This window comes from Methanoculleus caldifontis, assembly GCF_032842345.1.
In the GTDB taxonomy this organism is placed as follows: Archaea; Halobacteriota; Methanomicrobia; order Methanomicrobiales; family Methanoculleaceae; genus Methanoculleus; species Methanoculleus caldifontis.
Genome location: NZ_WBKO01000001.1, coordinates 1129825 through 1154741, shown reverse-complemented (window position 1 = coordinate 1154741; position 24917 = coordinate 1129825). Strand labels below are relative to the sequence as shown.

Genomic DNA, 24917 nt, shown 5'->3' with positions numbered 1-24917 from the left:
GTATAGAGTAAGGGCACAAAAACGCTTAATAACTTATGATAGAAATTGATGAGGGGACCCATGGGGTAGAGGACATCCTTTTGGGCTTCGAACCCAAGGACGCGGGTTCAATTCCCGCTGGGTCCGTTCTTTTTCCCGATGCAGACGGTATGCATCCAGAAAAAAGTGTTATACAATCCGGATATATGCCGCCTGCGGCTCTCCGACCCGGATTGGTGGGAAGAGCAGCCAGGATTCAGGCGCATCCTCCGCAGAGGCGCGAACCCGGACCCGGTACTCACCCGGCGGGAGGTTCCCGACATCAAGGGAGGCGACGCCCCCGGTCACGCCGCTCCCTGCTATCGGGCGATAGAATCCTATCCAGGAGAGGCCGCCGTCATTTGAGTAGTCCACGGTCCCGGTGACCGTTCCTGACCCGGTATATGTAAGGTCCCAGGCGGCGGTAAGGAACTCCAGCACCGGCTCCGCGCAGGTGTAACGTGGGTTTGTGAGCGTGAGCGTCGTGGAACTCAGACCGGTGTCGGTGAGGCCCGGCACGGCGGTGATGAAGGTGTCGGGGAGGCCAAGTTTGGCCGCACCGTCGTTGAAGATGATAGCCGAATTCGGGCCGAAGATGTTGATGTTGCCGTCAGCGAGCATCCGGAGGCGATACGTCGCCTCCCAGGTCTGGCCGAGACGGACCGTGCCGACATCGAACTCCAGAGCGTTGTCGTCGTTCCAGTCATCGGTTTGGTTGACGACGGTCAGGGAGATGATCTCATAGCGCCCCGTCACATTGTCAACCCAGCTCCGGATGGCAGTCGAGACCTCGTCGTCAGGGATATAGGCAAACACGCCTCCCCCTTCCCGGTCTTCACCGTTGACCCGGATCGTGCTGAAGTCGAGGTCCACCCGGGTGTTGACGCCGGCCTCGGTCTTGAGCTCGCCTGCGATGCGCTCATAGATATCAGTGAGCTGGCTGCCGCTCTGAGCATGCTCATAGAACCCATCGGTCGAGGATGCAAGCACGTGCATCGTTTCGGTCACCGTCTGGCCGGGCCTATAGGCAAACGTGATCATATAGAGTTTGACCCCGTTGTCGCTGGCAAACCGGGACATATTCTGGTGGGTAAACTCACCATCGTGGCAGGTCCAATAACTCTCCCAGAAGTTCTTCTTGAGAGTACCCCCAAGACCATCGTAATATCGGTACTTATCGGGCTCTAAATTACTGCCGCTGAATGTCGGACTTGAATACGCAGGATACCCTGTCCCGTGCCCGAGCGGGCTCCCGTCGTAGTTCCAGTCGCCATCGGTCATGACGACCACAGCTTTGACGGCCTCGGGTCGATCCCGGTTCTCCGTCTGCATGAGGATGGCCTCATAGATCCCCCGCCGCAACTGTGTGGCACCGCTTGCGCTGAGGTCGTCCAGGTTTGCGGTTACCTCTCCGAACGGATCGCCCAGCCTGTTATCCACCCTTGTGGAGGAGGAGAACGAGACAAGGCCAACACGGTCCCGGTCCGGACTCATCTGGCCGATGAACGTCTTTGCTGCGGTCTGTGCAGCCTTCATCCTCATCTGGCCCACATCCCTCTCCGACATACTCCCCGATCGGTCAATCACCAGCACCACGTCGATCGGTCTCGGCTGGAGCGCCCAGCCGTCGCCCCGGAGGCGGACCGTGACGTCGACCGTCTCATTCACCGCAACCCTCCCGGAGGAGACCTCCGTCTCCACGGAGAGGTAGGGGTAGTTCATCCAGGTCAGGGCAATATCCCGGCTGACATCCCCCCATGTCGCCCGGACGGTCACTGTGCCCTTCGCAGCGGCCTGCTCTCCCGCCATCGGCCGCGCAAACGACCCGGGGCTGAACCTGGCAACAGCGTACCCGTCCTCACCGGTCATGGCTGTTGCCACGACCTGCCCCTCCCTCTCAAGGCAGGGAGCCCCGACCGGGGTCGATCCGTCGATATCGATCGAATCGATATCGATGGCGAACGTCACCCTCTCCCCCGCGACCGGGTTTCCCTTGATGTCCACCACCCTGGCCCTGAGTTCCGAGATAGAACCGGGATTGACATCCCGGCTCGGCATCGACTGCGGGCTTGCCGAGAGGAGCATCTCAACGGGACTGGTATGGGTGAACTCGATCGTCTGCGACGCGGTCACGCTCGCATTGTCCACGGCCGTCGCAGTGACGGTGAGCCTGCCGGTGCTGTCCTTCGGACCGTAGGTGAGGCAGGCGACGCCCGTGCTGTTCGTCGTCAGGACCACCTCTTCATCCGCGAGCGTTGTGAAGACCCGGAGGTCGCGGCCTGCCGCCGGGTTACCCCAGGCATCGGAGAGCCTGCAGGCCAGGGTGAAGGTGCTCACGCCGTCGGCAGGCTGGTAAGGAACCGGATCGGCGTCCGGGCTGACCGTGAGATCGATCCCGGCCGGAAGGCCGGTGGCCAGCCCGTGGATGGAGATGTAGCGGTCGATGCCGCCGGAGGAGGTGCTCATCCGGACGATGTTCTCGCCGATGGTGCGGTCGGTCCTGAGATCGGCATGGACAAATCCCGTTGCATTGACCGTCCATTCGAGTTCGCGCAACGTCGTCCCGTCGTCGCCGGCAAAGACAGCATCATCGGCGACAGAATCGACGCTGAAACGTACCGTCTCGGCGGCCCGACGGCCGTCGACCGGGTTGCCGTGCCGGTCGGCCAGCCCCACGGTGATGGTGGTGGTATCGCCTGCCGTCACCTCATAGTCGTAGTCGAGATATACAATCCGGGAAGGCAGGTCATGGTCGATCTTCTGTTCAAGCGCCCCGGTCGCCCCTCCGGCCCGGGCGGTGATCACGGCGGTGCCGCTCGTCTTGTTGGCGATGAACGTGGCGACGGCTGCCCCGGAGGTACCGGTGGTGACGGTCGCGGGCGTAAGACGACCGAAGGCCGGGTCGACCGAGAGCGCCACCGTGCAGTTCGCGAGCGGCGCCCCGCCCCCATCGAACACCCGGACAGTTATTCCTGCCGAATCGGCGCCGTTCGCCACCAGCCAGGCAGTATCGCTCGAGAGGACGATCTGCCCTGGATCGCCCGCGCTCACCGCAGGAACGATCAGGCCAAGCAGGATCATGAGGATGATTACTTTCTGAAAATTCATGCTGAGATCAGGGGGCCGTGATCCCGCATACTATATATAATTGCTTTCATCTAGCCCCATTCAGCCGACGATCATTTGATTCCTTCCAATTACCCAAATTCCCCAATCCCGGCAACTTAAGCCCAGATTTTTCTATATATCGGATAGTTGGAGATCCGCATGCCGCGCACAACGCTGATATATGAATTTGTATCAGTGTTGTTGCACATCGGATATCATACAGTGGGCGATAATGCTGCCCGGATTCAAAGATTCCCGGGGATTAGAGAGGGTGCAAATAATAACCTCGATTCTGGAGGGGCGGGGCCTTCCGCGAGATATATATACTCGCTCTTGCGGGTCACCGGGTGCGGCACCCGACCCGCAGGCAACGGAAAGAAAAGGAGGAGGGGGGGCAGTCAGAGGCCCTCGGCGGATCACCTGAGCTGGATGTAATCTTTCTGCCGGTCTCCAATCAGGATCTGCCTGCAGGTCTGCCAGGCATCCGGCGCATCCGCCGCCGTGGCATAGACCCGGACGCTGTACTCGCCTGGCAGGAAGTCGCGAACGTCGAGGGAGATCTCCATCGCCCTTGCACCGGGCGGCGAAGTCAGGGCAGCAAGCCGGGTCCACGTGTATCCGCCGTCGCCGGAACAGGAGACCTCCTGCACGGCCTCCGATGTCCCGGTGTAGTTCAGGTTCCAGGTGAGGGGGAGGAACTCTGTGGCCGGGGAGAGGCAGTTGAGGTCGGAGACACTGAGCGACCGGGTATCCAGCGTCGTGTTCTCCTCGGCGTAGGCCGTGATGTAGACGCGGGGGAGCACGACCCGGTCGTGGTCGTTGAAGGTGATGGCCGCTCCATCCCCGAAGAGGCCGATCGTGCCCTCGGCAAGGACTTTGAGCCTGAAGGTCGCCTCCCAGGTCTGGTTGAGCCGGATGGTCCCGACATCGAAGTGCAGTCTCCGGTTCGCGGCCCATGCGGCGGTGTCGTCCCGGGTATATGCGGGGGTGAAGACGGCCGTGCGGTTATAACTCCGGATCAGCGTGGAAACCCCTTCCTCGTAGACATAGTCAAAGACCTCGTCGCCGGATACCGGGGCGCTGTCCACCTCCACGTTCTCGAAGGTGACATCGACGAAGGTGTTGACGCCCGCCTCGGTCTTGAGGTCGTCGGCGATCTGGTCGTAGACCGCGATGAGGTCGGACGACGTCCGCGCGATATAATGCTTCCCGCCCGAAGTCTCGGCGATGATTCGCATGGTCTCGTTGCAGTCCGTCGAGACGGCGGAGGAGAAGGTGATGGTGTAGATCCGGACGTCGTTGTTTGCGGCATACACGGCCATGTTCTCTTCTCCGCCGGAAAGGCCGAAGGGGTACCAGTTGTTGGTCCGCTGCCCGAACTGCTCGGGGTCTTTCGTGTCCAGGTAGGCCCCCGAACGGGCGAGGGGATCCCCGTACCAGTCGTAGTCGCCGTCGACGAGAAGGACCAGCGCCCTCACGGCGCCCGGCCTGCCGTGCTCCTTCATCTCGGTGACTCCCTCGTACAGCGCCTTACGTACCGGATTCCCGCCGCTCGGTACGAGGGTGCTGATGCTGGCCCGCACGTCGCCGAAGTTGTTTGCCGCAGGAGAACTGTCTTTCGGCAGCGGGACGTCCAGGACGGCGTGGTCCGGGTAGTGCCGCCAGTGGTTGCCGGTGCCGGGATAGTGAACGATGTAGTCGCGGTCGTCGCTCTTGTCCTGGTCCACCCCGATGTCGGGGATCCTCGAGTTTGAGATCGTGCATACTTTGTTGTTCTTGGCCAGGTCGACAGACGCGGTGCCGCTATAGCCGAACGACAGCAGTCCGATCCGGTCCCACCCGGGAATCAGCTGCTCGATGAGCACGGGGGCGGCTCCCATGACCGTGACCATGTGATCGGGGTAATCGCTGATCATCGTCTCGGCCCGGTCGATGCAGAGGATCACGTCGATCGGGGTCGGCTTCATCGCCCAGCCGTCGCCCTTCAGACGGATGGTCACGTCGACGGTGTCGTTTACCGTGACGGCCTCCGGGTTGACGTCCGTCTCAGCGGAGAGGTATGGGTAGTTCATCCACGTGAGGGCGACCGGCCGGTCGATATCGCGCCACGTGGCGACGACCTCGCAGGTGCCGCTCGCAGCCGGGCTGTAGCCGGGAGCCTGGTACTCGGTCGTGAACTCACCCGGAAGGAACTCGACGGACGCGATGCCGTAGGTGTTGGTGACGGCGCTCACCGCCGAGAGCGACGGCGGCGCGGTCTGGTTGAAGTCGCCCACGAAAGCGTTCCGTATCGAGAACGAGACCGTCTCGCCCGCGACCGGGTTGCCATACCGGTCGACGACCTTCGCCCGGATGACGGCCGGGCCGGAGCCGGGCACGTCGCGGCTCGGCATCGTCTCGGGACAGGTGGAGAGGACGAGGTTCACCGGGTCGTTGCTGACGAACATAAGAGCCTGAGAGCAGGTGACCGAGGCGTTCTCGACGGCGGTCGCCTTGACGACGACGCCGCCGGTCGTCAGCCGCGGCCCGTAACTGACCTGCACCTGCCCGTAGGCGTTCGTCGTGAGCACCGTCTTCCCATCGCCGCTTGCGTCCGTGGTTATCGCGACATCTCGCCCGGAGGAAGGGTTCCCGTAGCCGTCGAGGAGCGTGTAGGTGAGGACGAACCTGCTCACCCCGTCGACGGTGGCGACAGGCGGGTCGCCCCCGGGCCGGACGTCGACCTCGATCGCGCAGGGCTCCCCGTTGCCCGCGCCGGAGATCGTCAGGTAGCGGCCGGGCAGCGGTTCGGGCAGGCTGACCTGGACGATGTTCTCGCCCGGCAGCGTATCCACGCGGAGCGTCACGGTGGCGTTTCCGGCGGCATCCACCGACGCCGTGACCCGGTCCGTGCCGCCGACGAACGTCGCGCTCCCGGAGGGGGAGCCTACGGCGAACTGCACGGTCTCGGCCGTCTTCCGGTTATCCACCGTGTTCCCGTAGCGGTCCGCCATCCGGACCGCGATCGTCGTCGTCTGCCCGACCGTCACCACCGGTTCGTACCAGAGGCCGGCGACCGCGGCCGGGGCGGCGTGGTCGATCCGCTGGTCGATGCTCCGGGTCAGGGGGCTGGCGAGCCCCTCGTGCGAGACCGTCGCCGTGATCGCCACAGTCCCGCTGGTGGTTGCGGGGGAGAAGACCGCCGTCGCCCTGCCGGCGCCGTCGGTCGTGATGACGGCGGGACTGATGCTCCCCATATTGCTGGCAAACGAGACGGCCGCTCCAGGTATGGGGGTACTGCCGTTGGTGACCAGGACGGTGACGGTCGCGGTCTCGCCGCTCCCGGCCGTCAGCCACTCGCTGCTCGTGGATATCTCAACCGTATCGGGCACCAGGGCGCCGGCCGGGGCCACCAGGAGGAGGAGCCCGGCGATGACTATGTATGCACACTTCCAGCTTCTCATGGACCTTCGCAAGGAGGTCATTTGCACCAAGATATATATAATAATATCCAATTAATTAGATCGCCATTTGATCTTTTTTCTCGATTTGTGCAAAATTTTTGACCTAATAGAAGGATTTCACCATTTTAAGATATAATAATAAATGAACTCCCCCGAAAGTGAGGGTATCCGAAGAAGTTCGTTTCCAGACGCGAATAGATCGTTCCGGGGATTCAGAAAATGCCGTCAGGGAACAGATTGTCATAGGACAGTGCTAGCCGGCATTCTCCGGCCTCTCACCTGCACGGTGAGCGTCTTTCCGGAGAGGCAGAGGCGGCTTCAATCCGATTTACCCGGCTGAGAGACATTTCAGGCCATTATTGGCCGGATGTGTCCGAAAGCATGGGACCGGCCGCAGATCACGCAAACTCATGATGCAGAGGGTACGAAAAAGGGGAGGTTATCCGATCCTGATGAACGCGCCCGAGGTATCCCCGATACGAACCGGTGTGCTGATCGTATCCATCGCCTCAGGGGTATCGAGGGCCGAGGCGACCACGCGGATCAGGTAGTCCCCCGGCAGAAGGTTGCTGGCGTCAAGCGAGGTCGAGTCCTTCTTCCAGGTGTTACCCCCCATCTCGTCATGGGGGATGGTCTTCATCAAGAAGACCGTCCACGAAAGTCCGCCGTCGCCCGAGTAGGCCAGCGCCTCATCGATATCGCAGGTGCCGTTGTAGGTGATGTTCCAGGAGAGGGGAACCGAGTCGGAGAACGCATCCTGCCCGGCAGGGAGGGGGGGCTGGTCGAGCTCCACGCTGATGGTACGGGACGTCATGCCCAGGTTCATCAACCCTTCGACGGCCGTGATGAACGTGTCGGGGAGAGGCAGCGTCTCTTCGCCACCGTTGAAGCTGATGGTCGAGCCCGAACCGAAGACGTTGATGTTCCCCGGCTTTGTCACGTTGAGGCGGAAGGTCGTCTCCCAGACCTGGTGGAGGTGGACGGTGCCGATGTTGAAGTGCAGGCACGGGCTCGCCCCCGCCCAGGACTGCCGGTCGTCGCGGGCATAGGGGTCGGTGATATTTGAACCGTTGTGGCTGAAGTAACTGTAGATCCGGGTCGAGTCGGGCTGTGCATAGACGTAGTCAAAGACCTGGTTGCCGGGCACCGGGGCGCTATTCACTTCAACGTTATCAAAAGAAATGTCCATCCGGGTGTCGACGCCGGCCTCGGTCTTGAGTTCGCCGGCGATCCGCTCATAAATATTGGTAAGCTCCCCGCTGCTCGTTGCATGCTCGTAGAATCCGCCGGTTGAAGTCGCAAGTATGCGCATCGTCTGGTTCACCGTCGGGCCGGGACTATAGGCGAACGTGATCGTATAGAGTTTCACCCCGTTGTCGCTGGCAAACCGGGACATGTTCTGATTGGTGAACTCACCATCATAGCATCTCCAATAATTCGATCCGGAATTTCGTTGGAGTGACCCCCCAAGACCATCATAATACCGATAGTTGTTGGGTTCCAAATTACTGCCACTGAAGGTATAGGCACTTGAAGAATTTTCGGGATACCCCATCCCATGCCCCACCGGGCTCCCGTCGTAGTTCCAGTCGCCGTCGCTCATGACGACTACAGCCTTGATAACGCCTGGTCGATCCAGATTACTCTTCTGCATGAGGATGGCCTCGTAGATCCCCCGCCGCAACTGCGTGGCGCCATTCGCCTGAAGAGAGTTCAGGCTTGCGTTCACCGCTGCAAACGAGTCACCCAGGGCGTTGTTTACCGTTGTGGTGGAAGAGAACGAGACCAGACCGACGCGGTCCCGGGCGGGATCCATCTTACCGATGAACGTGCTTGCCGCAGCCTTTGCCGCCGCCATTCTGGTCGGGCTCACATCCGTTTTGCTCATACTCCCCGACCGGTCGATCACCAGCACCACGTCGATCGGGTCCGGCTGGAGCGCCCAGCCGTCGCCGCGGAGGCGGATCGTCACGTCGACCGTCTCGTTCACTGCAACGGTCTCAGGGGAGACCTCCGTCTCCACCGAGAGGTAGGGATAGTTCTTCCAGGTCAGGACGATATCGCGGGTGACGTCCCCCCACGTTGCCCGGACAGTCGCCGTCCCGGTCGCGGTGGCATCCCAGCCGGGCGCTTTACGGTCGGTCGTGAACGCACCGGGGTAGAAGCCGACGACGGCGTATCCGTTATCATCGGTGGTAGCGGACGTCGTCTCCAGCGCCTGATCCCGGGTCTGGTTGTAGGGTGTTGAAGTGTTCGATACGATCTCGAACGTCACCTCTTCCCCGGCAACCGGGTTCCCTTTGATGTCCATCACCTTGGCCCGGAGTTGCGCGAGCGAGTCCGCCTTGACGTCCCGGCTCGGCATCGACTGGGGGCTTGCGGAGAGAAGCATGTTCACCGGCTCGGTGCTGGTGAACGAGACTTCCTGCGAGACGCTCACGCTCGCGTTCTCTTTGGCCGTGGCGGTGATGGTCGCAACCCCGACGGAGTCCTCGGGCCCGTAGGTGATCATCACCTGCCCCTGGGAGTTGGAGTGCAGGAGAGCGCTCTGGAGCTCCTCAGGCCGGTCCCCCCGCCTCACCAGGGCATCCACGCGAAGGCCCTGCCCGGCAACCGGGTTGTCATGCTCGTCGTACAGGGTGTAGATGAACGAGACCATCTCCTCCCCGTTGGCACGGACCGACGCGCTCGCAGGATCGACGGCCTGGGCGATACGGAACGGGACACCGTCCGCCACGCTGAGTATGGAGATATACTCGCTCTTGACCGGCGCCGGCGGCTGAATCCAGACAAGGTTCTCCCCCGCCGCCGTATCGACCCGGAGGACTGCCGTGGCGTTCCCTTCGGCATCCACCGGAACCGAGACCTTATCCTCGCAGGACGCACCGACCACGAACCCGGCCGGCGAACCCACCGTGAAGCGTATGCTCTCAGGCGTGGTACTCAGGGAGGCCTCCCGCCTGCTGTCCACCGGATTTCCGTACCGATCCACCACCCGGACCGCGATCGTCGTCGTCTGCCCGACCGTCACCTCCGGTGAGTACCAGATGTTTTTGACCAGGTAGGGAGCGGCGTGGTCGACCTGCTGGTCGACGCTCCCGGTCAGGGGCTCTCCCAGATCCCCATGCACAGCCGTCGCCGTGATCGCCGCGGTCCCGCTGGTGGTCCCCGGCGTAAAGACCGCCGTCGCTTTTCCGCTAACATCTGTCACGACGTGAGCGGGTGAAATACTACCATACGTGTTGTTTGCTGCAAAATCGACGGCAACCCCCCGAAACGAGGTATTGCCGGAAACGCTGTTCGAGACCTGCACCGTCAGGGTTGCGGTATCGGAGCCTCCCGCCGTCACCCAGCCGGAATCCGTCTCGATGGTAATTGTATCGGGCACCAGCGCCCCTGCCGGGGCTGCAAGAAGGAGCAGCCCGATGGCCAGGTACGCATACATCCACTGATTCATACGCTATCGCATCTGGTCCTACCACGTCAACAGATATAATACTTGTCATGTAATCTGAATGACAGAAGAACCCCTTTTGAAAATCGGAACTATATCACAAAGCAGGTTGGACAAATTTTTCACCAAATCGGTTCGAAAGCGAATAAAAAGTATTAATTATACTTTGTTCAGAAAAAAATCATTCCGTTGGAGGAGAAGATATTGCTTTACAACGCTCGGGGCTATGAGCACCCCGAAACCATGGAGGGGCCTGAAAAAAGTGGTCCGGAGGGCTTACAGCCCGTCACGGCCCCGCGGTTTGCTCTGGTCCCGCCCGGCCTGCCTGCGTCGCAGGACAAGCACCCCCGCGACGAGGACCACAGCAACAACCCCGATACCTGCCGCGATCATCCATACGTTTAAGCTCTGCTCCATCACGAGCGGGACGGTGAACTCGGTCGAACCGAGCGGGATCTCGACGTCGACCGAGAGGTTTTCGTAGCCGTCACGGGCGGCGGCAACAGCATAGACCCTATCCGTCACAAGCGCCGTCCGGAGACACCCGAGACCGTCGGTCGTCCCGGCAACCTGACCGTCGATGACGATCACCGCACCGGCGACCGCTCTTCGGTCGGCCCCCTCGGCGCGGATGGTCACGCTTGCCCGATCGTACTTGAGCTCGGCGACGATCTCCTCCCCTTTTCCAGAGACCTGGCGCGTTCCGGCCCATTCCTCGTACCCGGGCGCACGTACCAGGAACTCATACGTGCCGGCGTGAACCTCGGAGAGCGCGAATCGACCGTAATGGTTGGTCTTCCCCTGGAATGTTCCGTTGAGGTAGACCTCCGCCCCTTCGATGAACTTCATCGCCTCGTTCGTGGCTGTTATCGAGAGCGGGTATGTCGACTTCGAGAGGCCTACGTGAAGGAGCACGACATCCGCGTCGAGGTAACGCTCCTCCTGATAGGTCTGGTAGTCCGGTGCCGTGACCCTGAAGGAGTACCTCTTCTCCCGCTGCAGATTGAGCGGCAGCTTCCCGTCAGCGTCGGTCGTCCCGGCACGCGTACCGTCGATAAAGACTTCCGCACCTGCGATGGGAGTGGAGGTAGTGCTGTCTTTGACCTGAACCGCAAGGAGATCGCTCCTGAAGAGCCAGTACTGGACGACCTTCTTGCTGTTCTCCACCTGCACGGTCTTCGTTAACTCATAGTATCCCGACGTGCGGACTTCGACGTTGTAGAGCGCACCGGCCTTCACGGAGAATTCAGTGCTCCCGGTGCTACCGGTTGTCCCCGAAGAGGAGACCCCGTCACCCTCGATACGCACCAGGGCGCCGGCGATCGGCTTCAGGGTTACCGCATCGTAGAGCTCGAACGTAAGGATCTCATCTTTGCGCACCATATTGACAAAGACGCTGGTCCTGTCGGCATCGACATACTCCACCCAGTCCTTGTAGCCCGTCCGGACCACCTTCACGCGCAGATCTTTCTTCCCGGTGTGATAGTATGAGTACGTGCCATCGGATGCGGTGCTTCCCACATAGGTGCCGTCGATGTATACTGAGGCATCGGCGAGCGCACCACCGGTCTTCTCGTCGGCCACGCTGACCCGCAGGGTGACCGCCTGCGCCGTGCAGCAGAGGAGACAGCAGAAGAGAATCAGAGTTATGATGATACGACGCTTTAACATGCTGGAGTATACTGCGGCCAGAAATTTGAGTGCATCGGTTTATCTCTTCAGGTAGGGTTGAAGAGACAAAACGGGAAGACCTCCCGCGCGAGTAGAAGAACAGGAGCGGCACTCCGATGTCTGGTTCACGTCTGCTCCACGGGGCTATCCTTCTGCGTGCGAGGATACCCCGGACCGCGACCGGAACAGTGCGGTCAATCACGGCCCCGTGGACGGGTTACCGGACGTTCGCCGGAGATCTGCGAAAAACAGGTATGAGGGTCCCGGAGACCCAGGAGACTTGCAGGGAGCCCTCCGCATGAGAGGGAGGTAGTTACACCCAGCGCTCGGGCGGAATCCGCTCGAGGACCATCCCTTCCACGACCACCGGCATCAGCGTCCGGCCGACCTCGATCGCACGCTCAAGCCGCCATTCCCGCTCGGCATAGATGGTGAAGATGGGATCGCCCTTTTTGACGCGGGTCCCCTTCTTCGCGTGGATCTCAAGCCCGGCACCGTGATCGTACGGCGAGCCGGCAAGCCGGGCGAGCGTGACGAGCGCGCTGTTATTCAACTCGATGACATAGCCGTCGTGCGGTGCCCTCACGTCGAACCGGTACTCCCCGGCGACGATATCGTCGGCCTTCACCACCGGGTCGCCGCCCTGGATCTCGATGATCTGACGCATCTTCTCGAGAGCCTTGCCGCTCCGGAGAATCTCCGAGGCAGCCTGATACCCCTGTCCCTGCGCAGCCTTCCCGGCCATCTCGAGCGCGATCCCGGCGAGAGAGAGACTCTTCTGGATCAGGGAGTTCGGCGCGGCCGCTCCCTCGAGGACGGCAAGCGCCTCGCGCACCTCAAGGTTCGGACCAATGGTGTGACCGACGAGCGATTCCCCGTAACTCAGCGCACACTCGACCCGCATACCAAGACGTTCCCCGAGTTCGATGAACTCGCGGGCGAGTTTCCGGCCGTCCTGGACCGTCGTGATCTTCGTGTTCCGGCCGACCGGGATATCGATGACGACGAGGTTCGCGCCGACGGCGAACTTCTTGGCCATGACGCTCGCGATCATCTGGCCCCGGGCGTCGATCCGGAACGGGTACTCGTAGGTGATGATCTTGTCGTCGGCGGGAGCGATGTTCGTGGCACCGCCCCAGACGATGGCGCCACCGACCTTCTCGGTCATCTGCTGCACTTCGGTCGCAGAGAACGAGACCGGCGCAAGGACCTCCATCAGATCCGCCGTCCCGCCGGCACCGGTGATGGCGCGGGAACTGGTCTTGGGGATCAGAAGACCGCTCGCGGCGATGATCGGTGCGATCAGGAGCGTGATCTTGTTGCCGGGCACGCCACCGATCGAGTGCTTGTCGACGACAGGGTGCCGGGTGAAACGGAGGCGGTCCCCGGTATCGACCATGGCTCTCGTCAGGTATTCTACCTCGTCCATGTCGAGGCCGTTGATGTAGGACGCGGTGACATAAGCGGTGATCTCGCCGGGAGCGAGGGTTTCGCTGACGATGTCTCTGACAATATCGAAAGTCTCGTCCTTTGTAAACCGTCCCCCGTCCATCTTCTTCCGGATGTGCGAGAGAGATGCGGGCCGCTCGGCGCCCCGGACCTCGACGGGGGTGCCCTCATCGACGGCAAGCGTGGCGTTCAGCGGCCGGTAGATCCCGATGACACCGGGCTCGATGAGCGAGCCGGTGGTGTCGACATGGCCCTGGGCAGCCTTCCCGGTCACTTCGTCGGCAACCAGGACACGGTCGCCGTCGCGAATCCGCATGGCCTGTGCGTCGGTGCTGTGGAGGAGAACCCCCCGGTTTGCGATGTCAAGCAATTTCACAGTCAGTTTCATGCGAGTAACCCCATCCTATCTGAAATTGGGGCGCCATTCTACTTAAGTGCGGGGGATCTGGCGCGGCTGCAGGCGGTCCCCGTCGGGGCCAGCCGCTCTCCCAGTCTGGAGCGTAGACCAAAAATCACGAACGCCGCGATCGAGCACGCTTCGAGGGCAGGTCGCGGGACAGATCCTGGAGAGTCCACAACGCCGGGGACAGGCAGGCGAGTCTGTGCTCAAAGGGACGATAAGAGACAGACGAAACAAAAAAAATTGGGTTAGTTAGGGTTAGTTCCGGCGCAGGACCAGGAACGCAACTGCACCAAGGCCGGCAAGAGCAACGAGTGCTCCGAATCCGGGGGACTGGGTGGGGGTTGCGGTCGGGGTTGCGGTCGGGGTGACCTCACCAGGGGTCGCGGTCGGGGTGACTGCGCCCGGAGTGGTCGGGGTCGGGGTCGGCTGGCCCTGAATCACGTTGAAGGATCCAGTCGTGGTCGTGCCGGCCTCGATGGACTCGACAGTAACGATGTACTGGTCGGGTCTGAAGGCGGTCGCGTCGACTTCGAAGGACCAGGTGTTCGCGGTCTCACCCTGCTGGATGGTCACGGAGCCGGCATCGCTGGAGAAGCCGGTAGCCTGACCGGCCGTGCCGGGCTGGAACGCAGCGGAGGTCACTTCGACAATCAGCTGCTCGCCTGCTGCGAGGTTCGTGGTTCCGGAGATCGTGAACGTGCTGCCTGCAGCCTGGTCACCAACGGGGTTGATCCTGATCCAGGCGTCCTCGAGGAAGAAGGTGAGCTTGGTGTAGGCGTCGTTGACGAACGGGGACTCAAGGGCGTTGATCAGCGCGTTTGCTGCCTCAGAGGCCTGGAGGGTCACGAGGTTCGCAACGAAGACGTTCGTGGCGCCGGTCTCGTCAGCACGGTAGATGCTGTTGGGGCTCTGTCCGGCGAGAGTACCCTGTGCAACCTCGAAGTTCGCGCCCATCGGGTGCTGAACGACGACGAAGTACTGTCCGGCAACGAGGTTCTCGGTGTTGAGAATGTCGTAGTCGAAGGTGCCGTCGGACTCGACACTGACGGTCTGGACTGCTAACGCTCCGTTAGCGCCGCCGTAGTAGTTCTTGCCGAAGACCCAGATGTTCACGTTGGACGGGTTGCCCTGTGCGGTTCCGGTGATCGTTACGTCGTCGCCCTTCGCAACAGTCGCGCTGCTCATGGTCGCGGTGATGAAGCCGGGCCGGAGCTGGACGGTGCGGGTGGCGTACTCGACGTTAGCGAGGTTGTCCCGGTCCCTGGGGGCGGAGACAGCGTAGACAGTGTAGCCGCCGGAGTCGAGCGACCTGGTGATTCCGCTGGTGTCCCACCGGTAGGACCAGGTGTCGTCGGCCTCGACGTCTACGTTAACGAAGCTGGTAGCGGTGCCGTTGACGACCGGGTTCAGGGTACCGAGGAGGTTAACGCCCCGGGTGCCGAGGTTCGGACCGGTCATGAAGAGGTAAACGGTGTCGCTGTCAGTGTTGGTTCCGGAGAGCGTGATCTCTTCGCCGACGTAGAAGGTGCCGGTGCCGGAAGCGGTGATGGTGACCGAGCCGGTCTCGACCCTCACGCGGACCTCGTCGTACCTGCTTGCGTCACGCGGGTCGGTGACACGGACGGTGTAGCTTGCTTCTCTGGTAGCCGTGGTGGTGAGCAGTTCGACAGACCGGGTGCCGGCTGCCGTGGTCCTGACGGTCGCGTTGGTAGCCGTGTTAACGGTCACGCCGACCTGGTTCGCGCGGAACGTCGGGGGCTGTGCACCGGGGTTCTGGAGGGTCAGGAAGTAGTCCTGCTCGGACTCACCGGTGATGGTCACGGTGAACGCGTTGCCACGAACAACAGTGTCCTTGTTCGAGGTGATGCCGACCGCTCCGGAGGAGACCTGGAAGGTCACGGCGTTGGTGTTGTACTCCGTGCCGAGGCCGGCTGCAGTGGGCCAGACACCTCTCGCGGTGTACGTGCCGGCGGTAGCGCCGGTCAGGTTGATCGGGGCAGTCTCGGTCCACTGACCGGTGAGCTGGAGCCTGAGGCTCTGGGCGGGGTTGCCGAACTGGGTGACCGTACCGCCGCCGGGCGTGGTCAGCCGAACCTCAATCGTGTTGTAGTTGGGGTCAGCCGTGCCGACGCCAAGGCCTGCAAGGTTGTGGTCAACCCGGAACCGGATAGCGCTCGAGCGGGTTACGCTCTGGCCGTCAACGGACGTGGTGCCGGTGTTTCCCAGGAGAACGCGAAGGTTCGTCGAGGGGGTCTCGGCGAGAACGGTCCCGACAGCCGCTGACGGGTCGGTGAACGGGGGAGCATTGAAAGCATACCAGGTCCCGGTCGAGGATCCAACTGCGGATGCGGTCAGATCAAAGTCCGAGGTGTTGGTAACTGAGATTGTCCTCCCGACAGTGCCGGCAGTCGCAGATGCGATGTTGCTGTAGTAAACCAGGTGTCCACTAGTCCCGGCGTACAGCGCGCTTAGGTCGAGGTTGTCCTCACCTACATAGATAGTATCGCCATTGCCTACAGTCCTCTGTGCCGCAACCGGTGCAACGACCAGCGCAGCCACGAGGAGCATGGCGACGACCATCAATTTTGTCATACTCTTCATACTATACCTCCATTGTGATGACATGAGGGAATGTGAACGCGAGGTACTCGACAGACGTCGAATACGGGTTCACCACGCTCTATACTCCGAATTACGGAATATGTCACAATATTTGTGGAACACTTAATATATCCTTTGTGGTCGACCGGGGATCTGGCGTCCTTAAAAGGCACCACATCACTGGAAAACGCTCTAAATACGTCAGGATTCCACTCCATTCCCGGATCACCGGGACCAATGCATGCACGAGAATAAAAACCTTACTCCGGGCAAACCGGAGAGCGCCGGACGCTCTCGGCGCTCCAGGTCCCCTGTAGTTACGTTTCTCCCTCAAAGGCCCTACCACCGTGCACCCCCATCCCGGACAGGCAGCGCCTCGAGTGCCCGACCCCCGCCGCCAACCTTCGGAGCATCTATATACCGGACCAGCCCTAGTGGGGAGACTTTTCTCTCACGCCTGCCAACTACTCTCCATGCGGATCATTCGGGCCCCCACGCTCGCACGGGCACACGAACTGGCGGTCAGGACCGTCCTCGAGAAAGGATGGGTACTGGAGACCGAGAACGACGAGGCGACGATCGAGTGCGAGGAACTCGCGTTCGAGGTGGAGTCGCCGGAGAGCGAGCCGATGGTAAGCCCCGCCTCCCGGTTCCAGCAGAGGTTCCTCGATGCCTACGCCGAGAACCTCCTTCACGGCTCCGACGCGAAGTTCGAGTACGACTACCACCGGCGGCTCTTCGATTGGGGCGAGCGGATCAGTGCAGAGGGTGAAGACGTCCACGTCGACCAGATCGCCTACATCGCCCGGAAGATCGCCGCAGCCCCGAATACCCGGCGGGCCGTCGCGGTCACCTGGAACCCGGTCGTCGACGAGGAACTCGACGACTGCCCCTGCCTGCAACTCGTCCAGTGCGTCCTCCGGGACGGAAAACTCCAGATGAAGGTTGTGTTCCGGAGCAACGACATCCTCTCCGCCGCCGGAGCAAACATGTATGCGCTCGTACGCCTTCAGAAGGCGATCGCCGACCGGATCGGCGTGCCCTGCGGGCGCTACACGCACATCGCGCTCGTGCCCCACGTTTACTACAGGCGGGATCTCAACGATATCGAGCCGTTCTGCAAAAAGGGTGCCGAAATACAGCCCGTTGCCGAAGTCTGCCGGGCCTGCGGGAAGTGCCCGAGGGCGACGCGGGCATGACCTTCAGCCGTCAGGTTAATTAGGGACTACAAACAACATTTTAGAGCCCAATAGCCCGGTAGTGTAGCGGTCAATCATGTGAGACTCTGGATCTCGCGACAGCAGTTCGAATCTGCTCCGGGCTATACAGTCTTTTTCTTCCGGCACTGCAACACCATACACCGGAGGGTGGTTTATGGCTGGCTACAACCTCGGCTGCACCGTGCGGCTCGACGATCCCGGGACGCTTGCTCTGCTATCGAAACTCCATGATAGCGGCGCAATCCACCATATCCAGATCCAGGCCGTCCCCCTGCCCCGGCCGCTCTTCCGGCAGCACCTTGAGGAGGTCGCCGCGACCGGCATCCCCACCGTCATCCACGCGCCCCACCACGGCCACGGCGTCAACCCCTGCGCTCCGCAGGCTTACGACGACCGGCCGCTCCCCGAGATCGAGGCATACATAGAGGAGGCGATCTGCCAGACCTTTGAGGCCGCCGATACACTCGGTGCGGAGACGATCGTCCTCCACGCGGGGAGGTACGAGCCCGGAGGTCGGTCGGAGGCAGCGGAGAGGTTCACCGGGTTCCTCGACCGCCACAACGATCCCCGGTTCACCCTCGAAAACCTCCCTTCGGTCTACGCCGGCTACCCTCTTCTCGGCAACACCGCCGGAGAACTCACGGCTCTCGCGGAGAGAAAGATCACCCGGTTCTGCCTCGACTTCCCCCACCTCGCCTGCACCGCAAACCATCGCGGCCTCTCGTTCGCGGAGGAACTGGAGCGGTTCGAGGGTATCAACGTGACCTACCACCACCTCTCGAACCTTCGGCGCGGCTCGATCACCGACGAGCACATCGAGCTCGACCACCCCGACGGCGGCCTCGACCTTGCGGCGGTCTTCTCCCGGCTCCGGCGGCATGCGACCGTCCCGACGGCACTCGAGTACAAGCAGGACTCTCCGGAGGTCTACGCCCGGCAGGTCCGGGTCTTTGCCGGCCTCTGGGAAGGTCCGCACCGGGGGTGAATCGCGCCCCGACAGCCCCCACCGCGGGAAACGTTAATGTGAGAGCGATCCCCATTTAAAACCTGAAGAACTTCCGGGCGCGTCCCGGGAAGTGAGGGCGAATGAATCGTTTTGTCCGGCATGCGCTTGAGCGGCTCAAGAACCTCGAGGGGTTCGAGAAGGTCCGCTTCATCATTCTCTACGGCTCCGTTGCCGAAGGGCGGGCGAGGATAGGGTCCGATCTCGATCTCTGCATCTACTACGACGGGGATCGCGAGGAGGCAGCCCGGTTCCGGTTTGCGGCGCTCTCCGAACTCGCCGACGACCGCTACGACATCCAGATCTACTCTCTCCTGCCGCTCTATGTCCGGACGGAAGTCCTCCGCGGAGAGGTAATTTACTGTCCCGACGAGCGGTTCCTCTACGACGTCGCATATCAGACAATCAGGGAATTCGACGATTTTAAACACCGATTATACGACTACATCGGCAAGGAGGCGATGGTGTGACGCGCAAGGTCCGGGATGCGGCGATCCGTATCAAGCTCCAGGAGATGACCGAGAGTATCGATATAGTCAAAGAGCACCTCCCGAATTCGGTCGATTCGTTCAGGCAGCTCGGCATCGTAAAAGACGGCATATACAAACGCGCCGAATACGCCATCGAGAACGTCTTCGACATATGCGCTATCTTAAACGCTGACCTCCACCTCGGCGTCCCCGGTACCGATGAGAACATCCTCGAGAACCTCGTGCAGCACGGGGTGCTCGCCCCCGCGACGCGGCAGAACTTAAAAGCGATGAAGGGGTTTCGGAACATTGTCGTGCACCGCTACGGGGCAATCGACGATGCGCTTGTCTTCTCAATCCTGGAGGAGCATATAGGCGACTTTGCTCTCTTCAGACAGGAAGTAGAACATTTTCTGCAGTCGATGAACGGAGAGTGAAAGGGCCCATGCCGCCCTCCCGGGGTCAACCGCACAGCAAAGTCGCGGCACGCCCGGGCACCGCAGCACTCCGGATTCCCGCGGCCCGGTAATCACGACCGGTCGATGACTATTTCATGCAAGCAGCGCCGCGATGATCCCGGTCAGGAAGATGCCGTCGAACGTTCCGGCGCCTCCGATGCTCGCCATCGGCGCACCGAGACTCGCGATATGGCGGAGGTTCAAGAGGTCCGCTCCGATCAGGGTGCCGAGCGTCCCGCTGACGTAGGCGATGATCACCGCCGCAGCCGGGACGCCGCCTGCAAAGAGCGAGAGGACCAGCGCCGCAAAGAGCGCCGCGAGCGGCGGAATGAAGAACGGCGTCGCGATCCCGAGGCCCGGCACCGGGCGGGCGACGATCTTCGTCACGACGGTCACGACCGCGACCCCGATGAGGACGAGCGCCACGAGGAGGTAACCTCCGCTGAGCATGACCGATTCGTAGATCAGGTAGAGCGATATCATGACCGGGATGAGAGCTCCGCCGACGTTGATCGCGAGGACCGTCCGTTGCGCCGGCTGCGGGATGCGGTAGAGTCGCCCGTACATGGAGACGTAGCGGTCAGGGGCCGGTGTGCACGGACTGCATGTGAGTGTCTTCACCGGTATGTTGACGAAACTCCCCACCAGCGTCAGGACGAGGATGAGGAGCGCCTGCCACCAGGAGAAGCCGAGCCTCGCGAACGTCGCCCCGATCGCCGTCAGAAAGAGGATCGGGAAGACGATGACGGCGAGGAGGAAAAGGCCGAGCATCCCGAGGAGGAGAAGGAGCATCAGAGGGGAGAAGGGGTTGAAGACGACCCGGTCCATATGAAGGAGTCACCCTCCCGTCTAATATATACTACGGCGGGTGCAGACGATCGCGGCGTGGTCGTGGTGGTAGGGTTCGAGCCACCGGACATCCACGATCTCGAGACGCCGCTCGAGCCTCTCCCTCGCCTCTTCAAGCACCCCGGCCGGGTCGCGCCTGACGTCCACGCTCCGGGTCTTGAGCATCAGGACGAGGTACCCTCCCGGCCTGAGGAAGACGAGGTTTTTCTCCGCGATCTCGACCTGGTTGGGCTGTGCCACGTCCTGGTAGAGGAGGTCGACCGCCTCCATGAACGGGGCATACTCGTCAGGCCGGTTCGCGTCGGCCATGATCGGGATGATATTCTTCCTACGGCGCGCCACCTCGAGGAGGTCCTGCATCGGCCGGGGCGCAAACTCCACCGCGTAGACGGTTCCGGCATAGTCGGCGACGTGCGAGACCGTGGTCCCGTTCGCCGCACCGAGGTAGAGCACCTTCATACCGGGGGTGAGTTCCATCCCGCCGCCGAGCGTATAGAGCGCCGCAAACTTGCTCCGGTGGGGGTCCCAGACCCGGTAGCCCTCGAGCGTCCTCTCACCGTAGACCCCGCCCTCGCCGGGCGAGACCAGGACATTGCCGACCCGTATCATGCCGCGACCCCCGCTGCGTCGATCTTCGCCTGGGCGTCTTTGAGGAACTCCGGCACCGCCTCGCCCCGGTAGTAGTCGAGCCGGGCGGCGATGGCGAGTTTCGCCGCGAGGACCCGTGCCACCCTCCCCCGCACCTCGCGGGGGGCGTTGTGGACCCGCCGGTGCTGGAATATGATCCCGTGCTTCGGCGGCGGCGTCCCGCCCCGGAGGTGCGAGAAGAGCGCCTGCTCGGAGCCGATGACCTGGATGGTGCTCCCCGGCATCCTCGCGAGCGCGGGAAGCCCCCCAGCCCGCGAGAGGAGCCGCGCCGCGACCAGCCCGCCGATGAGGGCGCTCGTGTTCGGCAGCACCTCGTCGGCCCGGGCCGAGACCTCCCGCATCAGGCGGGTCCTCGTCCCGGCGAGCCGGTCGATCTCGTCGGCAACGTCGCCAAGGCCGCCGCGGGCTCCTTTCCGGATGAGGTCGAGCATCTTCTTTGCCGGGAGGCTCCGGTACTTCCGCGAGAACGACGGCGTCGTGACCTGATACCACTCCGCGGCCCGTTCCTGGAGGAGGTTGATGACGTTGTCGAGCTCGTCGAGCATCCTGACCATCTGGAGGAGTTCGACGTCTCTCGCCCGGTAGGACTCGGCGATCTTCTCCCTCGCCCGGGCGATGCAGACCGCACGGAGCAGGTCGATGTACTCCTCCCGGCTCCGGACGACGCCGCAGCCCCGGGCGACCTCCCAGTCGATGGGGACGTACGACTCCATACCGGTACGGAGGGTCGCTGCCCGCTCTGCGAGTGCGGCGGGATCGGTGCCGGTGGGCCGGCATCCCCCCTCGTCGACGTCTCCGAACCAGTAGCGCTGTAGCATGGTACGGTATTGGGGCTCTGCCGATATAAGAGAACCGCGGACGCAGGTCAGGCAAGGCCGAAGGAGTAGGCCATCACCGGGACCATGATCGCCCCCATGCAGTAGACCCGGCGGATGTTGACGAGCGACGGAACGTAGCCGACCGCCGTCGCGAGGATGAGGACGAGCCCCCCGAACGGGCCGCAGAGGAGGAGGGAGAGGAGGACGACGAATGCGATGACGGCATAGTTGAGGCCCTTGATGTCGATGCCCGAGAACCGCCAGGCCGCCCGCGAGAGGAGGACGGTCAGGAGGTAGGCACCGACCGCGGCTATCGCACCGGCAAGGAGGACGGCGGTGGCCGGCGGCATCTCCTCGAACGCGGCGATCGCCGCCATCACCCCGTTCCGCGTCCGTGCTATGGCATAGAATGCCGCAAGCCCGAGAAAGGCATTGACGGTGTTCGCGGCGCTGGTCGCGAGGATGTATTCCCGGGGGTTCGAGTCGTAGCCGACGACCGAGGTTAGGAGGGCGTTTGCCGTGGCGTTCGAGAGGCCGGGGAGCCAGCCGACCAGGGCGCCGGCGGCCGAGCCGAGGAGGGAGCCGCGCCGGAGAGCGCTCCGGGGGAGGTCGAGCCCCGCGAAGTCCTGTGCGGGCATGGCCCCGTGCGACGCTTTGAGGAGGACCGCGATCCCGAAGAGCCCGGAGAGGAGGGGCATCAGCACCCCCGACTCACCGGCCGCCGGCCAGGCGAGGAAGGCGTAGCCGAGAGAGAAGAGGCCGAGGATCCCGGATACCGCAAAGACCGCGAGCGCCCACCCCGGCGACTCGGAGACGACGATGAGGTAGCCGGCCACCGCGAGGATGACGAGGCCGATCCCCCAGTCGATAGCCGACTGGAGAGCCGGGAGGGCCAGGATGAACGCCGCCGCGAGCGGGAGGGAGAGGGCGACCCCGGCGGCGCTCCCGAGCGCCGATATCCTGACGGCCTCCTCCCCCCGGCCTTCGAGGCAGAGAGTGTGCGCGGGGAGGACCGCAAGCGAGGTGTCGGCGTCGGGGATGCCGAGGAACGTGCTCGGGACGCAGTCGAGGAACGTGTGCGTAACGAGGGTGGCAAACATGGCCGAGGCGATGACCACCGGGTCGAACCAGGCGAGCAGGATAGCCTGGAGCGAGAGGAGGAGGCCTGCCACGGTGTTTGCGTGGATGCCGGGGATGAGGCCGCTCACGACGCCGCAGCCGATACCGACAGCGGCGCCGAGCACGATACTCGCGAGCACGTCAGTTAGCGGTGGGAGCCGCCGGGGATAAACCAACCGAATCGTGCCGCCGATACAGTCATATTCCACCGGGGCGAAGGTTCTTGGAATGAAGATCGCCATCACCCGGCTCGAAGACAAGGCGGCGGGAGACCGTAGCCTCTGCGCCTCTTACGGCCACGACTGCTACACGGTATCGCCGCTCAGGTCGGAGGTGCGGATGGAGAAGGTCGCCGCGTTCGTCGAGGCCGTCCACCGCGGCGAGTTCGACTGCCTCTTCTTCTCAAGCGCCCTCCCGGCGGCGATCGTCGGGCCGAGGCTTGAGCGGTGGCCCCGGGTTGTCGCGATCGGTCCGAAGACCGCCGAGGTTCTCGGGGAGGCGGGGATCGAGGCGGAGGTCCTCCCCTCGTTCTACTCCCGCGACTTCGTCCCCTACCTCGGCGACTGGCTCAGAGGGAGGACTATCGGGATCCCGCGGGCGGACGTCCCGAACCCGGCTCTCCTCGACGCCATCGCCGGAGCGGGGGGCGTGGTCCGGGAGGAGCGGATCTACGCCCTCACTCCCACGGGGACCGAACTCGCCCTCGACGACGCCGACGCCGTCCTCTTCACGAGCGCCATGTCCTACCGGGAGGCCCGGTGGCGGCCCCGCGACGGTCTCCTCCTCGTCGCCATCGGGGAGATCACCGCGGATGCCATGCGGGCCGGGGGACACCCCCCGGCGGTCGTCGGAGACGGGTCGCTCGCAGGAACGCTTGAGGCCTTGAAGCGCCACGGGCAGGTGAGACCATGACCGAAGACTTCTCCATCCCCGATTCGGGGATCGTCGTCATCGACAAGCCCCGGGGGCCGAGCAGCCACCAGGTGACCGCGTGGGCCGGGGATCTCCTCGGCCGGCGGGTGGGCCATGCCGGGACACTCGACCCGCAGGTATCAGGAGTGCTCATCGTCATGTTCGGCGGAGCCGTCAGGCTCGCCCCGGTCCTCCTCTCGCACAACAAGGAGTACGTCTGCCTGATGAGGCTCCACGGCGACGTATCCCGCGAGGACGTGGACCGGGTGGCGGCGGAGTTCACCGGCCGGATCTACCAGCGGCCGCCGAAGAAGAGCGCCGTGAAGCGGAACCTCCGCATCCGGAAGATCCAGGAGATCGAGATCCTGGATCTACAGGAGAGACTCGTCCTCTTCCGGGTCAGATGCGACGCCGGAACCTACATCCGGACGCTCTGCGTCCACATGGGTTACGCCCTCGGCGTCTGCGGCCACATGCAGGAGCTCCGGCGGATACGGTCGGGCGCGTTCGACGAGAGCACCGTGGTCTCGCTCCACGAACTCGCCGACGCCGTTGCCGCGGCAGAAGAGGGCGATCCCGCCCCGCTCCGGCAGATGATCCTCCCCCCGGAGACCGCGGTCGGCGATCTCCCGAAGGTCGTCATCCGCGACACCGCCGTCGACGCCGTCTGCCACGGCGCGGTGCTGGCCGGGGTGGGAGTCACGGAGAAGGTTGGCGGGTTTGCGAAGGGCGAGACAGTCGCGATCACGACGCAGCGCGGCGAACTCGTGGGTCTCGGCCAGGCGCTCGTCAGTTCGTCGGCCTTGAAGCCCGGGGAGCCCGGATTCGTCGTCGCCCCCACCACCGTCCTGATGCGCCCCGGCACCTACCCCCGGGGCTGGAAGACGCACGCAGGGACGTAAATGCGTGTGCCCCGGCCCCATGCCGGGGGATATTATTAATAGAATATGCCGCCAACTAATGATGCACATTCTGTGCTGAGGTAGTCTAGACCGGTAGGGCGCGGGCCTGGAAAGCCCGTGGGGCGTTGAGCCCCTCGGGAGTTCAAATCTCCCCCTCAGCGTTTTTGAAAACAAGTTCCGGTCCTTTTATCGGTTACGTCCCGTCGCTCCGGTGTTTTATCGCGCGTCCGATCGTCGGACTGAAAGATCGTTGCTTCATCTCTCAAACGAGCGGTGCGACCGCTCCGTGCACCATCCGCCATGCAGACAGACTCCGGATGGTGGACGGGCCTGCCGGGACCCCGCAGCAGATAGAGTTGCAACCCCGGACC

General features: G+C 63.0%; 16 protein-coding genes and 3 tRNA genes. 9 read left to right on the top strand and 10 right to left on the bottom strand.

Annotated elements, in window-relative coordinates; translation table 11 throughout:
* Positions 1–54: 54 nt before the first annotated feature.
* Positions 55–126 (top strand) — tRNA-Arg (locus tag F8E02_RS05885).
* 42 nt (positions 127–168) lie between these two features.
* Here the strand turns inward: F8E02_RS05885 and F8E02_RS05880 are convergent.
* From F8E02_RS05880 to F8E02_RS05855, 6 genes are all read right to left on the bottom strand, one after another.
* On the bottom strand, positions 169–3126 hold the full coding sequence (locus F8E02_RS05880; protein ID WP_317064555.1) for an Ig-like domain-containing protein: 2958 nt from the start codon (positions 3124–3126) through the stop codon (positions 169–171).
* Between the two features lie 416 nt (positions 3127–3542).
* Complete coding sequence (locus F8E02_RS05875) at positions 3543–6569, bottom strand: hypothetical protein (RefSeq protein WP_317064554.1); 3027 nt, start codon at positions 6567–6569, stop codon at positions 3543–3545.
* A 439-nt stretch (positions 6570–7008) separates the two neighbouring features.
* Positions 7009–10026: a VWA domain-containing protein gene (locus F8E02_RS05870; protein ID WP_317064553.1), complete on the bottom strand. Its 3018-nt coding sequence runs from the start codon at positions 10024–10026 to the stop codon at positions 7009–7011.
* A gap of 273 nt (positions 10027–10299) precedes the next feature.
* Positions 10300–11694 carry a PEGA domain-containing protein gene (locus F8E02_RS05865; RefSeq protein ID WP_317064552.1) on the bottom strand — a complete coding sequence of 465 codons (1395 nt, stop codon included), beginning with the start codon at positions 11692–11694 and terminating at the stop codon, positions 10300–10302.
* Between the two features lie 313 nt (positions 11695–12007).
* Positions 12008–13531 carry an AMP phosphorylase gene (locus tag F8E02_RS05860; protein ID WP_317064550.1) on the bottom strand — a complete coding sequence of 508 codons (1524 nt, stop codon included), beginning with the start codon at positions 13529–13531 and terminating at the stop codon, positions 12008–12010.
* Positions 13532–13801: 270 nt separating this feature from the next.
* Positions 13802–16147 carry an MEMAR_RS02690 family S-layer glycoprotein gene (locus F8E02_RS05855; protein WP_317064549.1) on the bottom strand — a complete coding sequence of 782 codons (2346 nt, stop codon included), beginning with the start codon at positions 16145–16147 and terminating at the stop codon, positions 13802–13804.
* A gap of 473 nt (positions 16148–16620) precedes the next feature.
* On the opposite strand from F8E02_RS05855, the gene F8E02_RS05850 reads away from it, so the two are divergent.
* The 5 genes from F8E02_RS05850 to hepT all read left to right on the top strand — a co-directional run bounded on the left by F8E02_RS05850 (position 16621) and on the right by hepT (position 19277).
* Positions 16621–17346 carry a thymidylate synthase gene (locus F8E02_RS05850; protein WP_317064548.1) on the top strand — a complete coding sequence of 242 codons (726 nt, stop codon included), beginning with the start codon at positions 16621–16623 and terminating at the stop codon, positions 17344–17346.
* Positions 17347–17398: 52 nt separating this feature from the next.
* A tRNA-Gln gene (locus tag F8E02_RS05845) sits at positions 17399–17471 on the top strand.
* A gap of 50 nt (positions 17472–17521) precedes the next feature.
* Entirely contained in the window at positions 17522–18352 is an 831-nt protein-coding gene (locus F8E02_RS05840) for a TIM barrel protein (protein WP_317064546.1), read from the top strand.
* Between the two features lie 101 nt (positions 18353–18453).
* Positions 18454–18840: a nucleotidyltransferase domain-containing protein gene (locus F8E02_RS05835; protein ID WP_317064544.1), complete on the top strand. Its 387-nt coding sequence runs from the start codon at positions 18454–18456 to the stop codon at positions 18838–18840.
* Positions 18837–19277 (top strand): type VII toxin-antitoxin system HepT family RNase toxin, encoded by a 441-nt coding sequence (gene hepT / locus F8E02_RS05830; protein WP_317064543.1) that lies wholly within the window; start codon positions 18837–18839, stop codon positions 19275–19277. Before F8E02_RS05835 ends, hepT begins: the two co-directional genes overlap by 4 nt.
* A 114-nt stretch (positions 19278–19391) precedes the next feature.
* On the opposite strand, the gene F8E02_RS05825 is transcribed toward hepT, so the two are convergent.
* From F8E02_RS05825 to F8E02_RS05810, 4 genes are read right to left on the bottom strand one after another with little or no spacing between them, the layout of a single operon-like run.
* Positions 19392–20126, bottom strand: coding sequence for a DUF1614 domain-containing protein (locus tag F8E02_RS05825; RefSeq protein ID WP_317064542.1), 735 nt, complete (start codon positions 20124–20126; stop codon positions 19392–19394).
* 21 nt (positions 20127–20147) lie between these two features.
* Positions 20148–20756: a fibrillarin-like rRNA/tRNA 2'-O-methyltransferase gene (locus F8E02_RS05820; protein ID WP_317064541.1), complete on the bottom strand. Its 609-nt coding sequence runs from the start codon at positions 20754–20756 to the stop codon at positions 20148–20150.
* The gene (locus F8E02_RS05815) at positions 20753–21613 is read right to left on the bottom strand and encodes an NOP5/NOP56 family protein (protein ID WP_317064540.1); all 861 of its coding nucleotides are present in this window, start codon (positions 21611–21613) and stop codon (positions 20753–20755) included. The genes F8E02_RS05820 and F8E02_RS05815 overlap by 4 nt, the downstream gene beginning before the upstream one ends.
* Before the next feature lie 47 nt (positions 21614–21660).
* The gene (locus F8E02_RS05810; RefSeq protein WP_317064539.1) at positions 21661–22872 is read right to left on the bottom strand and encodes a tripartite tricarboxylate transporter permease; all 1212 of its coding nucleotides are present in this window, start codon (positions 22870–22872) and stop codon (positions 21661–21663) included.
* Between the two features lie 88 nt (positions 22873–22960).
* On the opposite strand from F8E02_RS05810, the gene F8E02_RS05805 reads away from it, so the two are divergent.
* From F8E02_RS05805 to F8E02_RS05795, 3 genes are all read left to right on the top strand, one after another.
* On the top strand, positions 22961–23644 hold the full coding sequence (locus tag F8E02_RS05805; protein ID WP_317064538.1) for a uroporphyrinogen-III synthase: 684 nt from the start codon (positions 22961–22963) through the stop codon (positions 23642–23644).
* Entirely contained in the window at positions 23641–24546 is a 906-nt protein-coding gene (locus F8E02_RS05800) for an RNA-guided pseudouridylation complex pseudouridine synthase subunit Cbf5 (protein ID WP_317064537.1), read from the top strand. The genes F8E02_RS05805 and F8E02_RS05800 overlap by 4 nt, the downstream gene beginning before the upstream one ends.
* A 74-nt stretch (positions 24547–24620) precedes the next feature.
* A tRNA-Ser gene (locus F8E02_RS05795) sits at positions 24621–24707 on the top strand.
* Positions 24708–24917: the final 210 nt, after the last annotated feature.